The organism is Rhizobium aouanii, from assembly GCF_037002925.1.
Taxonomy (GTDB): domain Bacteria; phylum Pseudomonadota; class Alphaproteobacteria; order Rhizobiales; family Rhizobiaceae; genus Rhizobium; species Rhizobium aouanii.
Window position 1 is genome coordinate 118869 of the sequence record NZ_JBAMYD010000012.1, and the last position, 17705, is coordinate 136573.

Sequence of the window (17705 nt, forward strand, 5' to 3'; positions counted from 1 at the left end):
CGGACGGAAAACCGCTTCACACTTTTACTGGAATTGCTTTAACGGCTCAGGCGGCGAGATGCCGCTCGATCTCATCGACAGGCATATTGGTATAGTCTTTGGCCAATTCCGCGGAGATCGCTGCCTGCGTATCGGCGCTGAGTGCCGGCCGCAGCGCGCCGAGTGCTTTCGGCGGCGCAACGAGGACGATGCGGCGGACATCCTTTTCCTGCGCCAGCTCATCCAGCCTTTCCGCGACCTGTTTCAGGAATTGGGCTTCGGCCTGATCCTGCCAGTTGGTCTCCTCGACAGCACTGCGGCTGAAGCCATCGGCGGCATGGCTGCGGCCGGGCTTGTCGGCGCCGATCTCGCGGTCTGGCTCGCTCGGCTGCGTTAGAGTTTCCAGCACCTTCAGGTTCATCAGCTGGGCATCGCCGGCATTCTGCATGATCAGAGCCTTGGCTCCGTTGCAGACCACCACCCATGATTTCGAAGGGATTTTGACGTCGGTCATCTTCAACTCCTCGCTGTCGTCATTCGAAGCGCGCCGTGCTTCATCGATCAAGGCACAACGCTCGGCCATTGAAAGAGTTCGGGAAAATTGCGCCGAAATCGAACGAGGCGGCGATCCGGCCGACCCTTGCTGCGTAGAAGGCCAGGCTCGGGAGATTGACGATGAAGACATCACTGCTCGCCTATGCCGGCACCTTTCTCATCCTTCTCATCGGCGACGGGATATGGCTCGGCCTCATCGCCCGCAACTTCTACCGCGACCAGTTGGAAGCGCTGATGCTGCCCAATCTGGCGGTCGGCGCACTTGTTCTACCTGTTCTTCGCCGCCGCGATGGTTGTGCTTGCCGTGCTGCCGGCGCTGTCGGCGGGCTCGATCGCCACGGCGTTTCTCCACGGTGCCATTCTGGGACTGGCGGCCTATGGCACTTCACCAATCTCGCCACGCTTTGCAACTGGCCGCTCGCCATGAGCCTGGTCGACATGGCCTGGGGCACGGCGCTGACTGCAGTCGACGGATATCTCGCCGTCAGATTTTTTGGCTGAAACGGGAGCCTGGAGATGAAAGCCCGCGTCCCGATAATGGACATCAGGCGTCCCGCTTGGGAACAAAGTTTAAACTCGTTAAAATTGTAATTTTATATTTGACGAATGTGCAAAACATTCATGTGACCTTGGTTCGAGCAAGACCCCAGCTTGAATGAGATCAAGACCAGCTTGCTCGTGATCAAGACCAGCTTGCTCGCGATCAAGACCCCAAATGTGCCCTGTCTGACGGAGAATGTGAATGACTATGCTCCGCGCTACACACCTTGCCACGGTCAAATCCGCTGTCTACGACCTGCGCTGGGAAGAGTTCAACGTCAAACGACCCGCCCGCATCGTCGCTGTCCGTCCGTGCCTGACCGGTGTGTCGATGCGAAGCGCCGAGATCATCGATATCTCGCAGGGCGGCGCCACCTTCATCGTATCGACCACCGCCGGTCTGCCGAAACATTATTATCTCAACATTCTCGGCCTCGCCTACCGGATCGGCTGCGCCGAAGTCTACCGCCACAAAGAACGCATCGGGGTGCGGTTCATCAACATCATGGACCCCGAGGTTCTGCGCCGCGTCGTCCGCACCGATTTCATGATCGGCAACATGGAAGCGATCGACGCCCGGCGCGCGCCGATCTTCCGCGCGTAATCAGGCCGGCCACACGCGCGGCGCTGCCATTGCGGAAATAATCTTGCTTGCGTTGGCCGTGCCCGGGCCTATTGTTTCGCCGATTGTCAATATGTCCGGGAAGCTGCCTTCGCATGTCCGCCTTTTCGCGCTTCACACCTCTTGCCAGCGCCTTGCCCTCCACAGTTCCCTTCGTCGGCCCCGAGGCGATCGAGCGCCAGCGCGGACTTGCCGTTTCGGCGCGCATCGGCGCCAATGAGAACGGCTTCGGCCCAGCCGCCTCTGTCTTTGCAGCGATGCGCGAGGAGGCCGGCAATATCTGGAAATACAATGATCCGGAGAATTTTGCGCTCCGGGAAGCGCTTGCCGCCCATCTCGGCGTCTCGGCCACCAATATAGCCATCGGCAGCGGCATCGACGAATTGCTCGGCCAGATCGTCCGGCTGGTGATAGAGCCTGGCGCGCCCGTCGTTACGTCGCTCGGCGCCTATCCGACCTTCAATTTCCATGTCGCCGGTTTCGGCGGCCGGTTGGTGACCGTTCCCTACGCAAACGACCGCGAGGATCTTGACGGGCTGCTCGATGCGGTGAAACGCGAGAATGCGCCGCTCGTCTATTTCGCCAATCCCGACAATCCGATGGGAAGCTGGTGGGATGCCGACAGCATCGTCGCTTTCGCCCATGCGCTGCCCGAGACGACGCTGATGGTGCTCGACGAGGCCTATAGCGAGACGGGGCCGGCAGGGTCGCTGCCGTCGATCTCCTCGCTCATTGAGCTGCCGAACGTCGTTCGCACCCGCACCTTCTCCAAAGCCTACGGACTTGCCGGCTCACGCACCGGATACGCGATCTCGACGGCAGGCACGGCACAGGCCTTCGACAAGATCCGCAATCATTTCGGCATGAACCGGCTGGCGACGGCAGCAGCGCTCGCGGCGCTGAAGGACCAGGCCTATCTCGTCGAGGTGGTCGAGAAAATCCATGCCGGCCGGGAGCGGATCGGCGGTATCGCCCGGGCGAACGGCCTTCAACCGCTGCCCTCGGCGACGAATTTCGTGGCGATTGACGCCGATCGCGACGGCGCTTATGCCAGGGCGATCGTCGACGGATTGATAGAGCACGGGGTCTTCATTCGCATGCCTGGTGTGGCGCCGCTCAACCGCTGCATCCGCATCAGCGTCGGGCCGGAAGCGGATATGGCGCTCCTCGAAGAAGCGCTGCCGCGGGTGCTGAAACAGATCAGCCGATAAAACGAAGAACCGCGGCCGGTGGAGGATTCCGGTCGCGGTTCCGTTCTCCCGGCGTCGGCCCCGTCCAAAGCGCCCCGCCAGCCCCCTCTTTTTGAGGTTGTTATTGCTGCTCTTGTCGAATGCCTGATCGGAGACGGTCCTGGAGCATGATGCCGAAAAGTGTCAGCGGTTTTCGGACGACATCATGCTCTAACTATTTAATTTAGAACAGGATTCAGATTTTAGGCCGAAGCGGCCTAAAATCGTCCTGTTCTAGTGGACCGTCATCCACTCGCGGGCGGCGCGCAGCGCTGCTGCGAGCTGCATCTTGTCCATGGCGGCGGCCACGTCGGCGCGAAGCTCGGCGGCGCGATCGTTGCCCTTGATTGCGGCGATGTTCAGCCATTTGTGGGCTGCGACGAGATCGACTTCGCAGCCGCGGCCGGTCGCATACATCAGACCCATTTCGCAGAAGACATCGGCGCTGTTGTTGTCGCCACCCATGGTGGCCGTTTCAGCATTGTGCATTTCAAAGCGTGCCATCGGTTTTATCCCTGTTAGCCTGTTTATGACTGACCCTGTTTTACCTCTAGGCCTTGCCGTCTGTTGCGGCTTGCGGCCCTTTCGGTCCGGCGGGTTTGCCCCGCTCGTTTGATGGGTTCACTATGCCAAACGGCTTTCAAAAAACGCCTAAAATGCATGATTAATTTGAGACAAACAAAGTGCAAACACTTGGTAAAATTGGATTTTCGTTAAACATCGGACTCCCTGCGAATTAAGGATTTTCGAGCGGATTTTACGAAAGATTCAGATTTGAAAATAAACGGATCGTTCATCATGAAATCAGCAGGCGATCTCTTTCTAAGCTGGACGAACGGCTTTTTCTCGCGTTTTTCAGCCGGTCAGCTTGACAGCGATTGACCCTGTTTACCTTTACGTTCGCGTCAGTTATTTTCGCGACGATCAGGGATATCGTGGAGGAAAAGATGATCCGCAGCTTCGTTCTCGTCGGCGCCATAACAGTGATCGCGGGGTTCGCCCATGCCGAGGAGCCGATCGTCGGCAACTGGAAGACGGCCGCCGGCGATACGGCGGTGATCGCATCCTGCGGCGGCAGTTACTGCGTGACGCTGAAGACCGGTAAATATGCCGGCCGGAAGATCGGCACGCTTGCGGGAACCGGCGGCAGCTATGCCGGCGAGATCACCGACCCGGCCGCCGAGAAGACCTATAGCGGCTCGGGCAAGATTTCCGGCAATTCGCTGAGGATGCAGGGCTGCGTGATGAAGATCCTCTGCAAGTCGCAGACCTGGACGCGGCTCTGAGAGAATGCGGGGCGGATAGCGGGCAACGGCCGGGATGTGTTAGAGTGTACACAGCTCAACACAGGAGTTTTCGAAATGGCCGGCAGCACGACCATGACAATTCGAGTCCGCCCCGACGTAAAAGAAAAGCTCGACAGGATTGCGGCCGACACCCAACGCAGCAAATCATTCCTCGCCGGCGAGGCCGTAGCGGCCTATGTGGAGCGCGAGCTTGAAATCATCGAGGGTATCAAGCGCGGCATGGCCGATGCGGAAGCCGGGCGCGTTATACCGCACGAGCAGGCTGTCGCCGAAATGCGTAAGGTCATTGAGGATGCCAAGCGTAGGAAGACCCCGCGCGGATGAGGCCGGTTCTTTGGTCGAAGGAAGCACATCAAGATAATCTGGAAATTCTGCGTTACATCGCAAAGGACAACCCCGATGCGGCCGAAAGGGTTGTGGACGCCATCGAGGATTCCGGCAAGAAACTTGGCGATTTTGCAACCGGTCGGCCAGGACGAATAACCGGCACTTATGAAAAATCCCTCACCCGGCTCCCCTACATAATTTCCTATGAGCTGCGGTCGATCGCGGGACGCGAAAGCGTCGTCATCTTGCGTGTGATCCATACCGCGCGGGATTGGCCGGCCCAAGAATAGCCGAACCAACTTATAAGCGTATCGTAACGCACCTGCGCAACCATCATCCAAAACGCCAAACATGTCGACGCCCGCATGCCTCAAAGCCTTGGTCGGCCAGAGCCTGCCCGGCAAGCTGAACGGCTGATGAACCGGCATCTCAGCACTCGTTCAGCCGTCGCATGCCAAAACTCTTCTCACGATAGAGTTGCGTATCGGGGGTAAGGCAGTGAACCACTATATTCTGGCAAGACGCCTTAGCATCATCACACTGTTTGCGGCGATCTTCGCGGTCACGTTTTCGGCAGTCGTGGTGCACGAGGGCGGCGGCGGTGCGCAGTCGCATTTCGGGGCGAGCTATACCTGCCTGGAGAGAAACGGCACCTTCTGCGCGCCGACGGTGCGGTGACTGGCATCAGACACGGATGGAGATAAAAAATCGAATTCCGCCGGCGCGCGTCGTTTGCTTGTCAAGAACAACTCTCTATAATGCGTCATGAACAAACGAATCTCCCTTTTGTCGCCCCTCGACACATCCTCTCCACCGCCTTTCCAGCCTCAGAGCTTCGATGATCCCGCCAAGGCGGTCGAGACTTTGACAGCGCTTTACGAGCGCAACACGGCGTTCCTGATCGAGAGTTTCAGCGAACTTGCGCAGGGCGCTCCGATCTCCTCGCGCTACCGCGCATTTTATCCGCAGGTCAGCATCGAGACGACAAGCTTCGGCCATGTCGATTCGCGGCTTTCCTACGGTCATGTCACGGCACCCGGCATCTACACGACGACCGTCACCCGGCCGAAACTCTTCAAGCATTACTTGAAGGAGCAGCTGGCGCTCTTGATGAAGAGCCACAATGTGCCTGTGATCGTCTCGGAATCTGCGACGCCGATCCCCTTGCACTTCGCTTTCGGCGAGGGTGCGCATGTGGAAGCTTCGACCAACGCCTTCGTCGACGTTCCGATGCGCGATATCTTCGACACGCCCGACCTCAACACCACCGACGACGAGATCGCCAACGGCGAATATATCCCGCCGCCGGGAGAGCCCTCGCCGCTTGCGCCGTTTACCGCGCAACGCATCGACTATTCGCTTGCCCGGCTATCGCACTATACGGCGACGCATGCCGAGCATTTCCAGAATTTCGTTCTGTTCACCAACTACCAGTTCTATATCGACGAATTCTGCGGCTGGGCGCGCAAGCTGATGGCGGAGGGCGGCGACGGCTATACCGCCTTCGTCGAGCCCGGCAATGTCGTCACCCTTCCCGGCTCGAACGCGCCGGAAACGGATGCCGCCCTCACCCGCCTGCCGCAAATGCCGGCCTACCATCTGAAGAAGAAGGGCCATGCCGGGATCACCATGATCAATATCGGCGTCGGCCCCTCCAACGCCAAGACGATCACCGACCATGTCGCCGTGCTGCGCCCGCATGCCTGGCTGATGCTCGGCCACTGCGCCGGTCTTCGCAACAGCCAGCGGCTCGGCGACTATGTTCTCGCCCACGCCTATATGCGTGAGGACCATGTCCTCGACGACGACCTGCCGGTCTGGGTGCCGATCCCGGCGCTGGCCGAAGTGCAGGTGGCGCTCGAAGCGGCCGTTGCCGAAATCACCGGCTATGAAGGTTTCGAGCTGAAGCGCATCATGCGCACAGGTACCGTCGGCACGATCGACAACCGCAACTGGGAACTGCGCGACCAGCGCGGGCCGGTGAAGCGGCTCTCCCAGGCGCGAGCCATCGCGCTCGACATGGAATCGGCAACGATCGCCGCCAACGGCTTCCGCTTCCGCGTGCCCTATGGCACGCTGCTCTGCGTCTCCGACAAGCCGCTGCACGGCGAATTGAAGCTGCCGGGCATGGCAACGGCCTTCTACCGCACGCAGGTCAACCAGCATCTGCAGATCGGCATCCGCGCCGTTCAAAAGCTTGCCGCCATGCCGAAGGAAGCGCTGCATTCGCGCAAGCTGCGCAGCTTCTTCGAAACGGCCTTCCAATAGGCCGTTTCCTCATCTGCCGGTCATGACAGGCGCCGAGCCCTCGGCCAGCATCTGCGGCCTACCGGCGGCAAGATTCAGCCCTGATATCAGCAGGGTGAAGGCCACCACGACGAAAGCGATGCGCAGGAGAACCTTCAGCACATCGGCATCGTCGAGTACTACCAGCTGACGCTTCTCGTTGCGACGTGCCCAGATCTGGCTTGCCAGAGCGATTTCAAGAATGCTCATTTCCATTCTCCTCGACAGGTTTCGATGAAGCCTTGTCGAGTGCTGCCTTGCGATTTCGACACCTCGTCCGCACATTTTTTTTCGCGGCGCTGTCGAAATGCATGCAGGTCGTTCGTCCATGTTTATGGGAACAGGGTGAGGAGGCTGCCTGCGATGAAATATCTCTGTCAGGTCTGGTTCGATGACGGGGTACTCGACGCCATGACGCAAGAGGAAAAGACCGAACTCGATACCAATTCCTTGAATTATGACAAGGACCTCGTCGATAGCGGGCATATGATCGTCGCGCAAGCGCTGCAGCCGCCGAAATCGGCGGTGACCGTACGGGTGCGCAATGGCGAGATGTCGGTGACGGACGGTCCCTTCGCCGAGACGAAGGAGGCGCTTGGCGGCTTCATCCTGATCGAGGCAAAGGATCTCAACGAAGCGATCCGCATTGCCGCCGGTATCCCGCTCGCCAGGCTCGGCGCGATCGAGGTGCGGCCAATCCACGAATTCGAAGCTGAATGAGGAGAGACCAATGAAATTTCTATGCCAGATCTGGTTCGACACGGAAAAAAGCAAGCTGGTCCCTCAGACCGAATGGGATGCGCTCACACAGGAGTGCATCACCAGCGACAATCGCTGGCGCGAAAGCGGTCATCTGCTGGTGGCGCTCGCCTTGCATGAACCGTCAACGGCGATCACGGTTCGCCTGCGCAATGGCGAAGCCTTTGCGACCGATGGCCCATTTGCCGAAATCAAAGAGCACCTCGGCGGTTTTTTGCTGATCGAAGCCGAGACTATCGAGGAGGCGAAGACGATCGTGTCGAGTTTTCCGATCCTCAAATATTGCTCGATCGAAGTGCGCCCGACTTACTCCATTGAGGATGGGAAATAGCGATGCGCTACATCTGCCTGATTTATAACAGCACCGACACGGACGGAACGCTGACGCCTGATGAAACCGCCGAACTTATCAAAGCGCATTTCGCTTTCGATGAGGAGCTGAGCCGCGAAGGCATCATGATCCACTCCGATGCCTTGGAGATGCCTGACACGGCGACCGTGCTGCGCGTTCGCAACAACACGCTCTCCGCCACGGACGGTCCCTATGTCGAAACGAAGGAGCATCTGGCCGGCTTCTACGTCATCGAGGCGCCCGACATGGTCAAGGCCAAAGAGATCGCCGGGCGAATCCCGTCGGCGCGTTACGGCGCGGTCGAACTGAGGCCCGTGCGGACGCTGACCCTGCCAGACTGAGGTGCCTGATTGGAAAGCATTATCGAGGAAATCTACCGAACTCAGTCGCGCCGGGTGCTGGCGACGCTGATCCGTCTGCTCGGCGATTTCGACCGGGCGGAGGAGGCGCTTCACGACGCCTTTGCCGCCGCCGCCCGGACATGGCCGACGGACGGCATTCCCGGCAATCCCTTCGCCTGGCTCGTTTCGACGGGGCGTTTCAAGGCGATCGACACGATCCGACGGCGGGCGCGTTTCGATGCTTCGCAGCATCATATCGAAGACAGCCTCTACACGCCCGATGCAACGGAGATCGGCGACATGGAACCGATCGAGGACGACATGCTGCGGCTGATCTTCACCTGCTGCCATCCGCTCATCCCGGCCGATGCGCAGATGGCGATGGCGCTAAGGGAAATCTGCGGGCTGACCACCGAAGAGATCGCCCATGCCTTCCTCATTCCGGCGCCGACGGTGGCCCAGCGGATCGTGCGCGCCAAAGGCAGGATCCGGGCGGCGAAGATCCCCTACGAGGTGCCGGGCCGCGAGGCGCTGCCGCCGCGACTCGACCGGGTGCTGCACGTCATCTACCTCGTCTTCAACGAGGGCTATTCCGCCTCTTCGGGCGAGGAGGTGGTCCGCGCCGACCTGACCGCAGAAGCGATCCGTCTGGCGCGACTGCTTCTGGCGCTGCTGCCGCATCCCGACGTCTCCGGCCTGCTGGCCTTGATGCTGCTGCAGGATTCCCGTCGCACCGCCCGCCGCGTCGGAGACGGATCGCTGGTGCTGCTTGCCGATCAGGACCGCTCGCTCTGGGATCATGCGAAGATTACGGAAGGCCTGGCGCTGCTCGCCGCGGCGATGGAAGCGGGAGAGATCGGCACCTATACGCTGCAGGCGGCGATCGCCGCCGAGCATGCCAGGGCGCCGGCTGCCGAAGAGACCGACTGGCGGCGGATCGCCTTCTATTACGATCTGCTGCTGGCGGCGCAGCCCTCTCCAATCGTCGAGCTCAACCGCGCCGTGGCGATCTCGATGGCCGAAGGACCGGCAGAGGGGCTGGATCTGGTCGACGCCATTCTGGGGCGCCAGGAGCTTGAGGCCTATCACCTTGCCCATTCGGCGCGTGCCGATTTCCTGCGCAGGCTCGGCCGCACCGAAGAGGCGATTGCGGCCTATCAAACAGCGCTGTCGCTCTGCCGGCAGGAGCCGGAGCAGGCGTTTCTGAGAAAGCGGATTTCAGAGCTTGCCACGACGTCCGAGCGGTAGTGAGATCGCCGTTCCCGTCAGCGCCGAGACAATGATCAGCAGGTGGGCATTGACGCTCGCCTGCGCCACCGCGGCCAGGGCCAGCCGCTCGCTCGAGGCGCCCAAGGCGATGGCGCCGGCGGTGATGCCGGCCGGATAAGTGCCGACGCCGCCCGGCGCATGCATCGGCAGCACGGAGGAGAGCTCGCCGCCGAGCGCGCCGCCGAAACTTGCCGCCATCGGCAGAACGCCCATCAGGCCGAGGGCCCAGGCGAGCACCATCACCTTCACCAGCCAGTTGACGATGGTCATCGCCCAGGCGCGCGCAAAGGCGACGGCATCGAGCGGCAAGCCGTTTTCGATCTCGGCGACGAATTTCTGCGCCTTGTTCGGCAGCAGCCTAGCGGCCAGGCGCAGCAGCGGCTTACGGGCGGCGAAGGCCGCAACCGGCAGCAGCAGGAAGACAGTCCAGAGCGACCAGGCAACAGCGGCATCGGCTGAAGCGACGGCAAAGCCGATGCCGGCGGCGGCCAGAAGCGCGTGCAGGTCGAGCAGCCGCATGACGAACAGCGCCGAGGTTCCGCGCGTCAGCGGAATGCCGAATTCGGTGCGCATCAGCAGTGGAAAGCTGGTCTCGCCGGCGCGGAAGGGCAGCATGATGTTGAGCAGATTATGGATTTGCGTGACGCGGAAGAGGACCGCGAAACGGCCGGCTGTCTCGTTCGGGAAATAATCATAGATGCGCCAGGTGCGCAGGAAATAGGTGCTCGTCAGCAGCACCAGCGCAGCGATCACCGGACCCGCGCCGACATCGGCCCACTGCCTGATGATAACGGGCCAACCCCAGAACCATTGGATGAAGAGGCCATAGGCTGCGACGATGACGACCGTCAGAACGGTCATGCGATTGCGCATAAACCAGGATTGCCGGCTTTCAACGATCGAACTCTTCATGTAGTAGGCATTCCTCGCTTGGTGTCGGCATAGCGGTTCCGTCGCCAGGCGTTTTAGGAGAAATGAAGGTTGCGCACAACGGCGGAGTTGACGGCGACGGCGGCGAGATCGCCTTAAGGCCGACGATCCTCCAGGACGACCGAAAATAACGACGCCTTGCCGGCCTGACTTGGAGATCGATGTTGGAGCGCATTACCAGAAGCATTACGAGCGCAAGCCTGTTTCTGGCAGTCTATTTCCTGCTGAACATCGCGCTCCGCATCGCATTGCCTCATACGCTCGATCTCGACGAGGCGGAACAATCCTTCTACTCGCAATACCTGCTTGCCGGCTACGGTCCGCAGCCGCCCTTCTACAACTGGATCCAATATGCCATCGTTTCGGTGACCGGCATATCGATGTGGGTGCTCTCGGTGCCGAAGAACATCATTCTCTTCGGCTGCTATCTCTTCTACGGACTTGCTGCCCGCGAGGTGCTGAAGAGCCGTTCGCTCGCAGCCGTCGCCATGCTGAGCCTGATTACCCTGCCGCAGGTCGGACTGATGGCGCAGCGCGAACTGACCCATACGGTTGCCCTGCTGTTTGCGACCTCGCTCTTCCTCTTCGGTTTTTTCCGGACGCTGCGCCAGCCGACGATCTGGAGCTATCTTGTCATCGGCATCGCCACCGGCATTGGGCTCATCTCGAAGTATAATTTCGCCATCCTGCCATTTGCCGCCCTCATCGCCGTACTGCCGGAACGGAAATGGCGCAGCCGTCTCATCGACTGGCGTTTGCTGCCGGCCGCCGTCCTTGCCATTCTGATCGTGCTGCCGCATGCGCTCTGGCTGCCTGACAATCTCGCCAGCGCCTCCGCGCCGACGCTGGAGCGGATGACTGCCGAAGACCTGGCACCGGCCGGCCTCCCCCGCATCGGCCAAGGACTGCTGTCTCTTGTGATCGCCGTCCTCGGCTTCGTCGCTTTGCCGATCGTTCTCATCGCTGCCGCCTTCCGGCGCGACTTCTTTCGCGCGCTCTCCGCTTCCAGCCCGATGATCCGGGTGATCGAGCGGATGATGGTCATCAGCCTGCTCGCCTTCGTCGGCGTGGTCCTCTTCGCCGGTGCGAGCGACATCCACGAGCGCTGGCTCGACCCCTGCCTGCTCGTCCTGCTGATCTATCTGTTCTTGAAACTGGAAACCGCAGGCTTCGATCTTTCCGCCGGCCTTGCCCGCTTCCGACCCGTGGTGCCGGTCTTCATGGTCGCCATCCTGTCGATCCTTCTCTTCCGGATCGTCGGCATTCAATATATCGGCACTTACACGAGAACGAACGTACCCTTTTCCGGCTACGTGGCTGAATTGACCGCGACCCGCAAGCCGGTTCTCATCGTGGCGGCGACCAAATTCGTGGCCGGCAACATGCGGCTGAGATTTCCCGATATTCCCGTCGTGATCCCGTTCTTCCCCGGACCCGGGGTTCCCGAATATGCGGCTGCGAAGGGACCGGTGCTGGTTATCTGGCGCGGCGAGACCGCAGATGATCCAACAATTTCCCCCGGCTTCGCCAATGACCTGGTGAGATCGGGCATTCATCTGCAAGAGTTGAAGACGCTAACGCTGCCCTATCTCTTCGGTGACGGCAAACGCAGCTTCTCCATTGGCTACTCCTGGGTGGAAGGCGGCGCGAAATAGCGCCCCGGCAGATCAGCCGATTGCGGGAAACCAGCATTGCCCGCTGGCAACCGGCGGACACTTCATGTAGTAGCCTTCCGCAAGTGCGGCGGCAGCATTAAAGATTGCTCGGCTGTCCGGCCTTTTGGAGATGAAAGTTGCAGACAACGGTAGAGCCCATTCGCGATACGAATGATCCGGTACAATCGCTCGAGCTGTCGCTGGTCGTACCCATTTTCAACGAAGAGGAAAGCGTCGGCCCGCTTATCGAGCGTGTCGTGGCTGCGATGGTCAGCTACCCCCATCGCTGGGAGCTGATCCTGGTCGACGACGGCAGCACGGATCCGACGCTCGTCAACGCCCGGAAGTACGTCGGACGCGAGGGGTTGGCGCTCAGGATTGTCGAACTGCAGCGCAACTTTGGCCAGACAGCCGCCATGCAGGCCGGCATCGATACCGCCCGTGGCCGCCTGATCGCGACGATGGACGGCGACCTGCAGAACGACCCGAAGGACATTCCTTCGATGGTCTCCGAGCTGGAACGGCGTGAACTCGACCTCTTGGTCGGCTGGCGCAAGAACCGCAAGGACGGCCTGTTCCTGCGCAAGATCCCCTCCTGGTGCGCCAACTACCTGATCGGCCGCATTACCGGCGTCAAGCTGCATGATTACGGCTGCAGCCTGAAGATCTACCGCGCCTCGATCATCAAGCAGGTGAAGCTGATGGGCGAGATGCACCGCTTCATCCCCGCCTGGGTCGCCGGTGTCGTCCCGAGCTCGCGCATCGGCGAGATGGCCGTCACCCACCACGCCCGCGAGCACGGCGTTTCGAAATACGGCATTTCGCGCACCTTCCGCGTCATCCTCGATCTGCTGTCGGTGATGTTCTTCATGCGCTACAAGGCGCGGCCGGGGCATTTCTTCGGTTCGCTCGGTCTCGGCCTCGGCGCGCTCGCCATGCTGATCCTGCTCTATCTCGGCTTCGACAAGTTCATCCTCGGCAACGACATCGGCACGCGACCGATGCTGATGGTCGGCGTCGTGCTGCTGCTGTCGTCGGTGCAGATGATCACCACCGGCATCCTGGCGGAAATGATCGCGCGCACCTATTACCGCGACGACGCCTCTCCGAATTATATCGTGCGGCAGATCTTCGACGATCAAAGCCAAGCCTAAGCCGGCAGCACGATGCTGGAGCGCGTAACGAGGACGATCAGAACCGCGGGCCTGCTGCTTGCAGCCTATTTCGTGCTCAACATCGCGCTGCGCATCGCGCTTCCGCATTCACTGGAGCTCGACGAGGCGGAGCAATCCTTCTTCTCGCAATATCTGCTGGCGGGCTATGGCCCGCAGCCGCCCTTCTACAACTGGATGCAATATGCCGTCGTTTCGGTGACGGGCATGTCGATCGGCGCTTTGATCGTTCCGAAGAACATCCTGCTGTTCCTGTCCTATCTCTTCTATGGCCTTGCCGGGCGGCGCGCGCTGAAGGACGAGGCGCTTGCCGCCGTCGGCATGCTGGCGCTGCTCACCCTGCCCCAGGTCTCCTACATGGCCCAGCAGGATCTGACCCACACGACGGCGCTGCTCTTTGCCAGCTCGCTGTTTCTCTACGGCTTCTTCCGCACGCTCGACCGGCCTGATATCACGAGCTACCTGCTGCTCGGGCTTGCGACCGGCATCGGGTTGATCTCGAAATATAATTTCGCGCTGATGCCTGTCGTCGCCTTGATGGCCATCCTGCCCGATGCCGAATGGCGGCGCCGGGCGCTTGACTGGCGCATGCTGGCAGCGATCGCTGTTGCGCTCGTCATCGTCCTGCCGCACGCGATCTGGCTGCAGGGCAATCTCGCATTCGCCTCCTCCGACACTCTGGTCAAGATGGCCGCCGGCAGCGAACCCGCCGGCGCCGTGCGGATCGGCAAAGGGCTTGTCGCCTTCCTCGTCGCCATCATCGCCTTTGCGGCGCTGCCGGTCGCTATATTCGCCGCCACCTTCCGTCGGGATTTCGTCCGGGCGCTTTCGGCGGGCAACCGCTGGACCGGCATGATGGAGCGGATGATGCTCGCAAGCCTCGCCGGCATCGCTCTGATCGTGCTGTTGACCGGCTCCACCACGGTGCGCGAGCGCTGGCTCGACCCCTTCCTGCTGGTGCTGCCGATCTATTTCCTTGCGAAGATGCAGGCTGCCGGGTTCGACCTTTCCGCCGGACTGCGCCGCTTCCGGCCGGTGTTGCCGGTGCTGATGGCTTGCGTGCTGATCGCCCTCGGCTTCCGCGTCATCGGCGCCGGACTGATCGGCACCTACAGCCGGCCGAATGTGCCGATGGCGGGTTTTTCGCGCGAGATGACGCGACAGGCGCAACCGGCGCTGGTGATCGCCTCCGACACCTATATCGGCGGAAACATGCGGCTGCAATTTCCCGATGTGCCGGTGGTGATCCCGGATTTTCCGGCACCGGGCATTCCGGCCTATGCCGAGGCCAAGGGGCCGGTGCTGATCGTCTGGCGCGGCAAGAAGACGGCGACTGCTGCCGATGCGATCATGCCGGAGCGTTTTTCCTCGGCGCTGACGGCGGCTGATATCGCGTTGCAGGAGATCGGCTCGCTCTCGCTTCCCTATTATTTCGGCCGCCAGGGCGACAATTTCGCGCTCGGCTACGCCTGGGTTCGGCCGGAGACCAGATAGAATGACCGAGAGCAACCGTCGCGACATCAGTTGGATCTTCGCCCTGCTGGCGGCCTATTTCGTGCTTCAGGTCGGCGTGCGGCTTGCAACCTCGCATTCGCTCGATCTCGACGAGGCCGAACAGGCCTTCCGCTCGCAATGGCTTGCCGCCGGCTACGGCCCGCAGCCGCCGTTCTACAACTGGCTGCAGTACACCGTCTTCCAGTTTGCCGGCGTCTCGCTGATCGCCCTTTCCATCGTGAAGAACCTTCTGCTGTTCATCTCTTACGTGCTCTACGGCCTGACCGCGCGGCTCGTGCTGCGCGACAAGGCGCTGGTGGCGATCGCCACGCTCGGGCTGCTGACGATCCCGCAGATGGCTTTCGAGATGCAGCGCGACCTGACGCACACGGTCGCGGTGTTCTTCTCGGCCAGCATCTTCTTCTACGGCTTCATCCGCAGCCTGAAGCAGCCGAGCCTTGCTTCCTATCTGATATCAGGCATCGGCATCGGTTTCGGCCTGCTTGCCAAATATAATTTCGCGATCCTGCCGGCGGCAGCCCTGATCGCCGCGCTTTCGGATGCGCGCCTGCGGCCGCGGATCTTCGACCGGCGGCTGGTGCTGACGGCGGCGGTGGCGCTCGTCATTACCCTGCCGCATCTCTTCTGGCTAAAGGACAATCTCGATTTCGCCACCGCACGCACGCTGGAGAAGATGACTGCGAGCGGCGATGCGAGCTATCTCACGCAGGTCGCCATGGGCGTCAGCTCGCTCGCTCTCGCCATCATCAGCTTTGCCGCATTGACCGTGACAGTATTCGCGATTGTCTTCGGCAAGAGCCTTCGTCCGGCGCTCGGCTCCGGCTCGGAATGGACGCGGCTTCTCGAGCGGATGATGCTCGTCTTCTTGGCCGGTATTCTGCTTCTGATCGTCTTCGGCGGTGCGGCCGGCATCAAGGATCGCTGGCTGGTGCCGATGCTCTTCATCCTGCCGCTCTATTTCTGCCTGAAGATCGAGGCAGCAGGCGTCACGACAGACAGAGCGTTTCGGCGTTTTATACCGATCCTCGCCGTCATCATGATCGGCGTGCCGGCGGCCCTTTACGGGAGCGTCGCGACTGCGCGCTTTACCGGCCATTACGAACGGCTGAACAGGCCCTATGCCGGTATGCTGGAAACATTGCGCAAACAGGCCGAACCGGCGGGGATTCTTGCCGGCGACAGCCTGCTTGCCGGCAATCTCAGGCAGGATATTACGAGCGTTCCGGTTCTCTCCGTGGACTATCCCGGCTTCAACCCGGATCTTACCAGCCGGCGACCGCTTCTCCTCGTGTGGCTCCTCCCCAAGGGCGGAAGCGAAGCGCTGCCGCCGGCCATGGCTCAATGGCTGCAGGCCAATCTCGGCGCGTCCGCACCGCAGGCGTCGGTGATCGACGTGCCCTATGTCTATGGACGCGGCGACGACAGCTATCGTTTCGGCTATGCCTGGGTCAACCAGCCGGGCTGAGCGAAGATTTCAGCTCCTTCCAGGCCAAATCCAGCGCCAACCTGGTAATCCTCGCCATCTCGTCCACCTCGGAGTGGCTGATAACGAGAGGCGGCGAGGCGAGCATGCGGTCGCCGGTGGCGCGCAGCACCAGACCGTTTGCCAGCGCGTGGTTGCGCACCAGCGCACCGACTTGATCGGGCTTGGCATAACGGGTGCGCGTGCTCTTCTCGGCGGTAAGCTGCAGGCCGCCCATCAAGCCGATGCTGACGGCTTCGCCGGCGAGATCATGGCCTGCCAGCGCTGCCCAGGCTTTGCCGAAATAGGGGCCGATATCGTCGCGCACGCGTTCGACCAGTCTTTCCTCTTCGATGATACGCAGGTTTTCGAGTGCTGCGGCAGCGCAGACCGGGTGGCCGGAATAGGTGAAGCCGTGGTTGAAGTCACCGACCTCGTTGATCAGCACGTCGGCGATGCGGTCGCTGACGAGCACGCCGCCGATCGGCAGATAGCCGGAGGAAAGTCCCTTGGCGATTGGCGCCAGATCGGGCTCGACGCCGAAATACTGGTGACCGAACCATGCGCCTAGGCGGCCGAAACCACAGATGACCTCGTCGGTCACCAGCAGGATATTGCGCGCCTTGCAGATGCGGTCGATCTCCGGCCAGTAGGTCTCGGGCGGGATGATGACGCCGGCAGCCCCCTGCACCGGCTCGGCGACGAAGGCGGCGACATTCTCCTCACCGAGTTCGTCGATCTTCGCTTCGAGCTCGCGGGCAACCTTGAGACCGAATTCGGCGGGCGAGAGATCGCCGCCCTCGCCGTACCAATAGGGTTGGCCGATATGGACGATGCCGGGAATCGGCAGGTCGCCCTGCTCATGCATGTATTTCATGCCGCCGAGGCTGGCGCCGGCGACGGTCGAACCGTGATAGCCGTTCCTCCTCGATATGACGATCTTCTTCGACGGCTTGCCGACGGCGCTCCAGTAGACCCGGGCCATGCGGAACCAGGTGTCGTTCGCCTCCGAGCCGGAGCCGGTGAAGAAGATGTGGTTGAACCGCTCACCGGCATGGGATGTGACCTTCTGCGCCAACAGCGTCGCCGGCGTCGAGGTCGTGCCGAAGAAGGTGTTGTAATAGGGCAGTTCATTCATCTGCCTGGTGGCGGCATCGGCGATCTCCCGGCGGCCATAACCGATATTGACGCACCAGAGGCCGGCGAAGCCATCGAGATATTTCCTGCCGTGATTGTCGAAGATGTAGACGCCCTCGCCGCGCTGGATGATACGCGCGCCCTCGGCATTCAGCTTCTTCATGTCGGCGAAGGGGTGCAGGTGGTGCGCGGCGTCGATCGCGGCAAGATTCGAGGGTGGGTAAGTAAAGACCCTCGCGGATTGAAAGGCTGATGTCGATGGGATAGG

At 61.3% G+C, this 17705-nt stretch carries 21 protein-coding genes; 16 read left to right on the top strand and 5 right to left on the bottom strand.

All coding sequences use genetic code 11. The features are described from left to right. Positions 1 to 46: 46 nt before the first annotated feature. On the bottom strand, positions 47 to 493 hold the full coding sequence (locus V8P77_RS21325) for a baeRF12 domain-containing protein (RefSeq protein ID WP_335914137.1): 447 nt from the start codon (positions 491 to 493) through the stop codon (positions 47 to 49). 161 nt (positions 494 to 654) lie between these two features. Here V8P77_RS21325 and V8P77_RS21330 point away from each other — a divergent pair, with 161 nt between their 5' ends. The 3 genes from V8P77_RS21330 (at position 655) to V8P77_RS21340 (ending at position 2907) form a co-directional block, all read left to right on the top strand. Continuing rightward, on the top strand, positions 655 to 1035 hold the full coding sequence (locus tag V8P77_RS21330; RefSeq protein WP_444965440.1) for a DUF2177 family protein: 381 nt from the start codon (positions 655 to 657) through the stop codon (positions 1033 to 1035). Positions 1036 to 1276: 241 nt separating this feature from the next. Then, positions 1277 to 1678 (top strand): hypothetical protein, encoded by a 402-nt coding sequence (locus V8P77_RS21335; RefSeq protein ID WP_003546879.1) that lies wholly within the window; start codon positions 1277 to 1279, stop codon positions 1676 to 1678. A gap of 113 nt (positions 1679 to 1791) precedes the next feature. Then, complete coding sequence (locus V8P77_RS21340) at positions 1792 to 2907, top strand: pyridoxal phosphate-dependent aminotransferase (protein ID WP_335914138.1); 1116 nt, start codon at positions 1792 to 1794, stop codon at positions 2905 to 2907. 252 nt (positions 2908 to 3159) lie between these two features. Here the strand turns inward: V8P77_RS21340 and V8P77_RS21345 are convergent, their stop codons facing one another. Further along, complete coding sequence (locus tag V8P77_RS21345; protein WP_003546876.1) at positions 3160 to 3429, bottom strand: sel1 repeat family protein; 270 nt, start codon at positions 3427 to 3429, stop codon at positions 3160 to 3162. 443 nt (positions 3430 to 3872) lie between these two features. Between V8P77_RS21345 and V8P77_RS21350 the strand changes: the two genes are divergently transcribed. The 5 genes from V8P77_RS21350 (at position 3873) to V8P77_RS21370 (ending at position 6827) form a co-directional block, all read left to right on the top strand. Further along, entirely contained in the window at positions 3873 to 4211 is a 339-nt protein-coding gene (locus tag V8P77_RS21350) for a DUF2147 domain-containing protein (protein ID WP_335914139.1), read from the top strand. A 75-nt stretch (positions 4212 to 4286) separates the two neighbouring features. Further along, positions 4287 to 4556: a CopG family ribbon-helix-helix protein gene (locus tag V8P77_RS21355; RefSeq protein WP_335914140.1), complete on the top strand. Its 270-nt coding sequence runs from the start codon at positions 4287 to 4289 to the stop codon at positions 4554 to 4556. Next, a complete protein-coding gene (locus tag V8P77_RS21360) occupies positions 4553 to 4849 on the top strand; it encodes a type II toxin-antitoxin system RelE/ParE family toxin (RefSeq protein WP_335914141.1) in 297 nt (98 codons plus the stop codon). The genes V8P77_RS21355 and V8P77_RS21360 overlap by 4 nt, the downstream gene beginning before the upstream one ends. Before the next feature lie 208 nt (positions 4850 to 5057). Next, positions 5058 to 5237, top strand: a complete 180-nt coding sequence (locus V8P77_RS21365; protein WP_335914142.1) for a hypothetical protein — start codon at positions 5058 to 5060, stop codon at positions 5235 to 5237. Between the two features lie 87 nt (positions 5238 to 5324). Further along, positions 5325 to 6827, top strand: coding sequence for an AMP nucleosidase (locus tag V8P77_RS21370; RefSeq protein ID WP_335914143.1), 1503 nt, complete (start codon positions 5325 to 5327; stop codon positions 6825 to 6827). Between the two features lie 9 nt (positions 6828 to 6836). On the opposite strand, the gene V8P77_RS21375 is transcribed toward V8P77_RS21370, so the two are convergent. Then, on the bottom strand, positions 6837 to 7055 hold the full coding sequence (locus tag V8P77_RS21375) for a hypothetical protein (RefSeq protein ID WP_335914144.1): 219 nt from the start codon (positions 7053 to 7055) through the stop codon (positions 6837 to 6839). A 153-nt stretch (positions 7056 to 7208) separates the two neighbouring features. Between V8P77_RS21375 and V8P77_RS21380 the strand changes: the two genes are divergently transcribed. From V8P77_RS21380 to V8P77_RS21395, 4 genes are read left to right on the top strand one after another with little or no spacing between them, the layout of a single operon-like run. Continuing rightward, positions 7209 to 7565, top strand: a complete 357-nt coding sequence (locus V8P77_RS21380) for a YciI family protein (protein ID WP_335914145.1) — start codon at positions 7209 to 7211, stop codon at positions 7563 to 7565. 10 nt (positions 7566 to 7575) lie between these two features. After that, positions 7576 to 7935 carry a YciI family protein gene (locus tag V8P77_RS21385; protein ID WP_017959729.1) on the top strand — a complete coding sequence of 120 codons (360 nt, stop codon included), beginning with the start codon at positions 7576 to 7578 and terminating at the stop codon, positions 7933 to 7935. Between the two features lie 2 nt (positions 7936 to 7937). After that, positions 7938 to 8297, top strand: a complete 360-nt coding sequence (locus V8P77_RS21390) for a YciI family protein (RefSeq protein ID WP_020049276.1) — start codon at positions 7938 to 7940, stop codon at positions 8295 to 8297. 9 nt (positions 8298 to 8306) lie between these two features. Further along, the gene (locus tag V8P77_RS21395) at positions 8307 to 9545 is read left to right on the top strand and encodes an RNA polymerase sigma factor (RefSeq protein WP_335914146.1); all 1239 of its coding nucleotides are present in this window, start codon (positions 8307 to 8309) and stop codon (positions 9543 to 9545) included. On the opposite strand, the gene V8P77_RS21400 is transcribed toward V8P77_RS21395, so the two are convergent. Further along, on the bottom strand, positions 9516 to 10478 hold the full coding sequence (locus V8P77_RS21400; RefSeq protein ID WP_335914147.1) for a lysylphosphatidylglycerol synthase domain-containing protein: 963 nt from the start codon (positions 10476 to 10478) through the stop codon (positions 9516 to 9518). The two genes, V8P77_RS21395 and V8P77_RS21400, sit on opposite strands and share 30 nt — an antisense overlap. Positions 10479 to 10657: 179 nt before the next feature. On the opposite strand from V8P77_RS21400, the gene V8P77_RS21405 reads away from it, so the two are divergent. The 4 genes from V8P77_RS21405 (at position 10658) to V8P77_RS21420 (ending at position 16303) form a co-directional block, all read left to right on the top strand. Continuing rightward, positions 10658 to 12151 (top strand): ArnT family glycosyltransferase, encoded by a 1494-nt coding sequence (locus V8P77_RS21405; protein ID WP_335914148.1) that lies wholly within the window; start codon positions 10658 to 10660, stop codon positions 12149 to 12151. Positions 12152 to 12288: 137 nt separating this feature from the next. After that, positions 12289 to 13305 (top strand): glycosyltransferase family 2 protein, encoded by a 1017-nt coding sequence (locus V8P77_RS21410; protein WP_335914149.1) that lies wholly within the window; start codon positions 12289 to 12291, stop codon positions 13303 to 13305. A gap of 12 nt (positions 13306 to 13317) precedes the next feature. After that, entirely contained in the window at positions 13318 to 14817 is a 1500-nt protein-coding gene (locus tag V8P77_RS21415; protein ID WP_335914151.1) for an ArnT family glycosyltransferase, read from the top strand. A gap of 1 nt (position 14818) precedes the next feature. After that, on the top strand, positions 14819 to 16303 hold the full coding sequence (locus tag V8P77_RS21420; protein ID WP_335914152.1) for an ArnT family glycosyltransferase: 1485 nt from the start codon (positions 14819 to 14821) through the stop codon (positions 16301 to 16303). On the opposite strand, the gene V8P77_RS21425 is transcribed toward V8P77_RS21420, so the two are convergent. Beyond that, positions 16287 to 17702 carry an aspartate aminotransferase family protein gene (locus V8P77_RS21425; RefSeq protein ID WP_335914239.1) on the bottom strand — a complete coding sequence of 472 codons (1416 nt, stop codon included), beginning with the start codon at positions 17700 to 17702 and terminating at the stop codon, positions 16287 to 16289. The two genes, V8P77_RS21420 and V8P77_RS21425, sit on opposite strands and share 17 nt — an antisense overlap. Between the last annotated feature and the right edge of the window lie 3 nt (positions 17703 to 17705).

Bases quoted from the DNA above. Each gene is read 5' to 3' on its own strand.
- V8P77_RS21345 (WP_003546876.1), bottom strand. From the start codon at position 3,429: ATGGCACGCTTTGAAATGCACAATGCTGAAACGGCCACCATGGGTGGC.
- V8P77_RS21355 (WP_335914140.1), top strand. From the start codon at position 4,287: ATGGCCGGCAGCACGACCATGACAATTCGAGTCCGCCCCGACGTAAAA.
- V8P77_RS21415 (WP_335914151.1), top strand. From the start codon at position 13,318: ATGCTGGAGCGCGTAACGAGGACGATCAGAACCGCGGGCCTGCTGCTT.
- V8P77_RS21385 (WP_017959729.1), top strand. From the start codon at position 7,576: ATGAAATTTCTATGCCAGATCTGGTTCGACACGGAAAAAAGCAAGCTG.
- V8P77_RS21330 (WP_444965440.1), top strand. From the start codon at position 655: ATGAAGACATCACTGCTCGCCTATGCCGGCACCTTTCTCATCCTTCTC.
- V8P77_RS21360 (WP_335914141.1), top strand. From the start codon at position 4,553: ATGAGGCCGGTTCTTTGGTCGAAGGAAGCACATCAAGATAATCTGGAA.
- V8P77_RS21335 (WP_003546879.1), top strand. From the start codon at position 1,277: ATGACTATGCTCCGCGCTACACACCTTGCCACGGTCAAATCCGCTGTC.
- V8P77_RS21375 (WP_335914144.1), bottom strand. From the start codon at position 7,055: ATGAGCATTCTTGAAATCGCTCTGGCAAGCCAGATCTGGGCACGTCGC.
- V8P77_RS21400 (WP_335914147.1), bottom strand. From the start codon at position 10,478: ATGAAGAGTTCGATCGTTGAAAGCCGGCAATCCTGGTTTATGCGCAAT.
- V8P77_RS21340 (WP_335914138.1), top strand. From the start codon at position 1,792: ATGTCCGCCTTTTCGCGCTTCACACCTCTTGCCAGCGCCTTGCCCTCC.
- V8P77_RS21370 (WP_335914143.1), top strand. From the start codon at position 5,325: ATGAACAAACGAATCTCCCTTTTGTCGCCCCTCGACACATCCTCTCCA.
- V8P77_RS21405 (WP_335914148.1), top strand. From the start codon at position 10,658: ATGTTGGAGCGCATTACCAGAAGCATTACGAGCGCAAGCCTGTTTCTG.
- V8P77_RS21350 (WP_335914139.1), top strand. From the start codon at position 3,873: ATGATCCGCAGCTTCGTTCTCGTCGGCGCCATAACAGTGATCGCGGGG.
- V8P77_RS21390 (WP_020049276.1), top strand. From the start codon at position 7,938: ATGCGCTACATCTGCCTGATTTATAACAGCACCGACACGGACGGAACG.
- V8P77_RS21380 (WP_335914145.1), top strand. From the start codon at position 7,209: ATGAAATATCTCTGTCAGGTCTGGTTCGATGACGGGGTACTCGACGCC.
- V8P77_RS21325 (WP_335914137.1), bottom strand. From the start codon at position 493: ATGACCGACGTCAAAATCCCTTCGAAATCATGGGTGGTGGTCTGCAAC.
- V8P77_RS21420 (WP_335914152.1), top strand. From the start codon at position 14,819: ATGACCGAGAGCAACCGTCGCGACATCAGTTGGATCTTCGCCCTGCTG.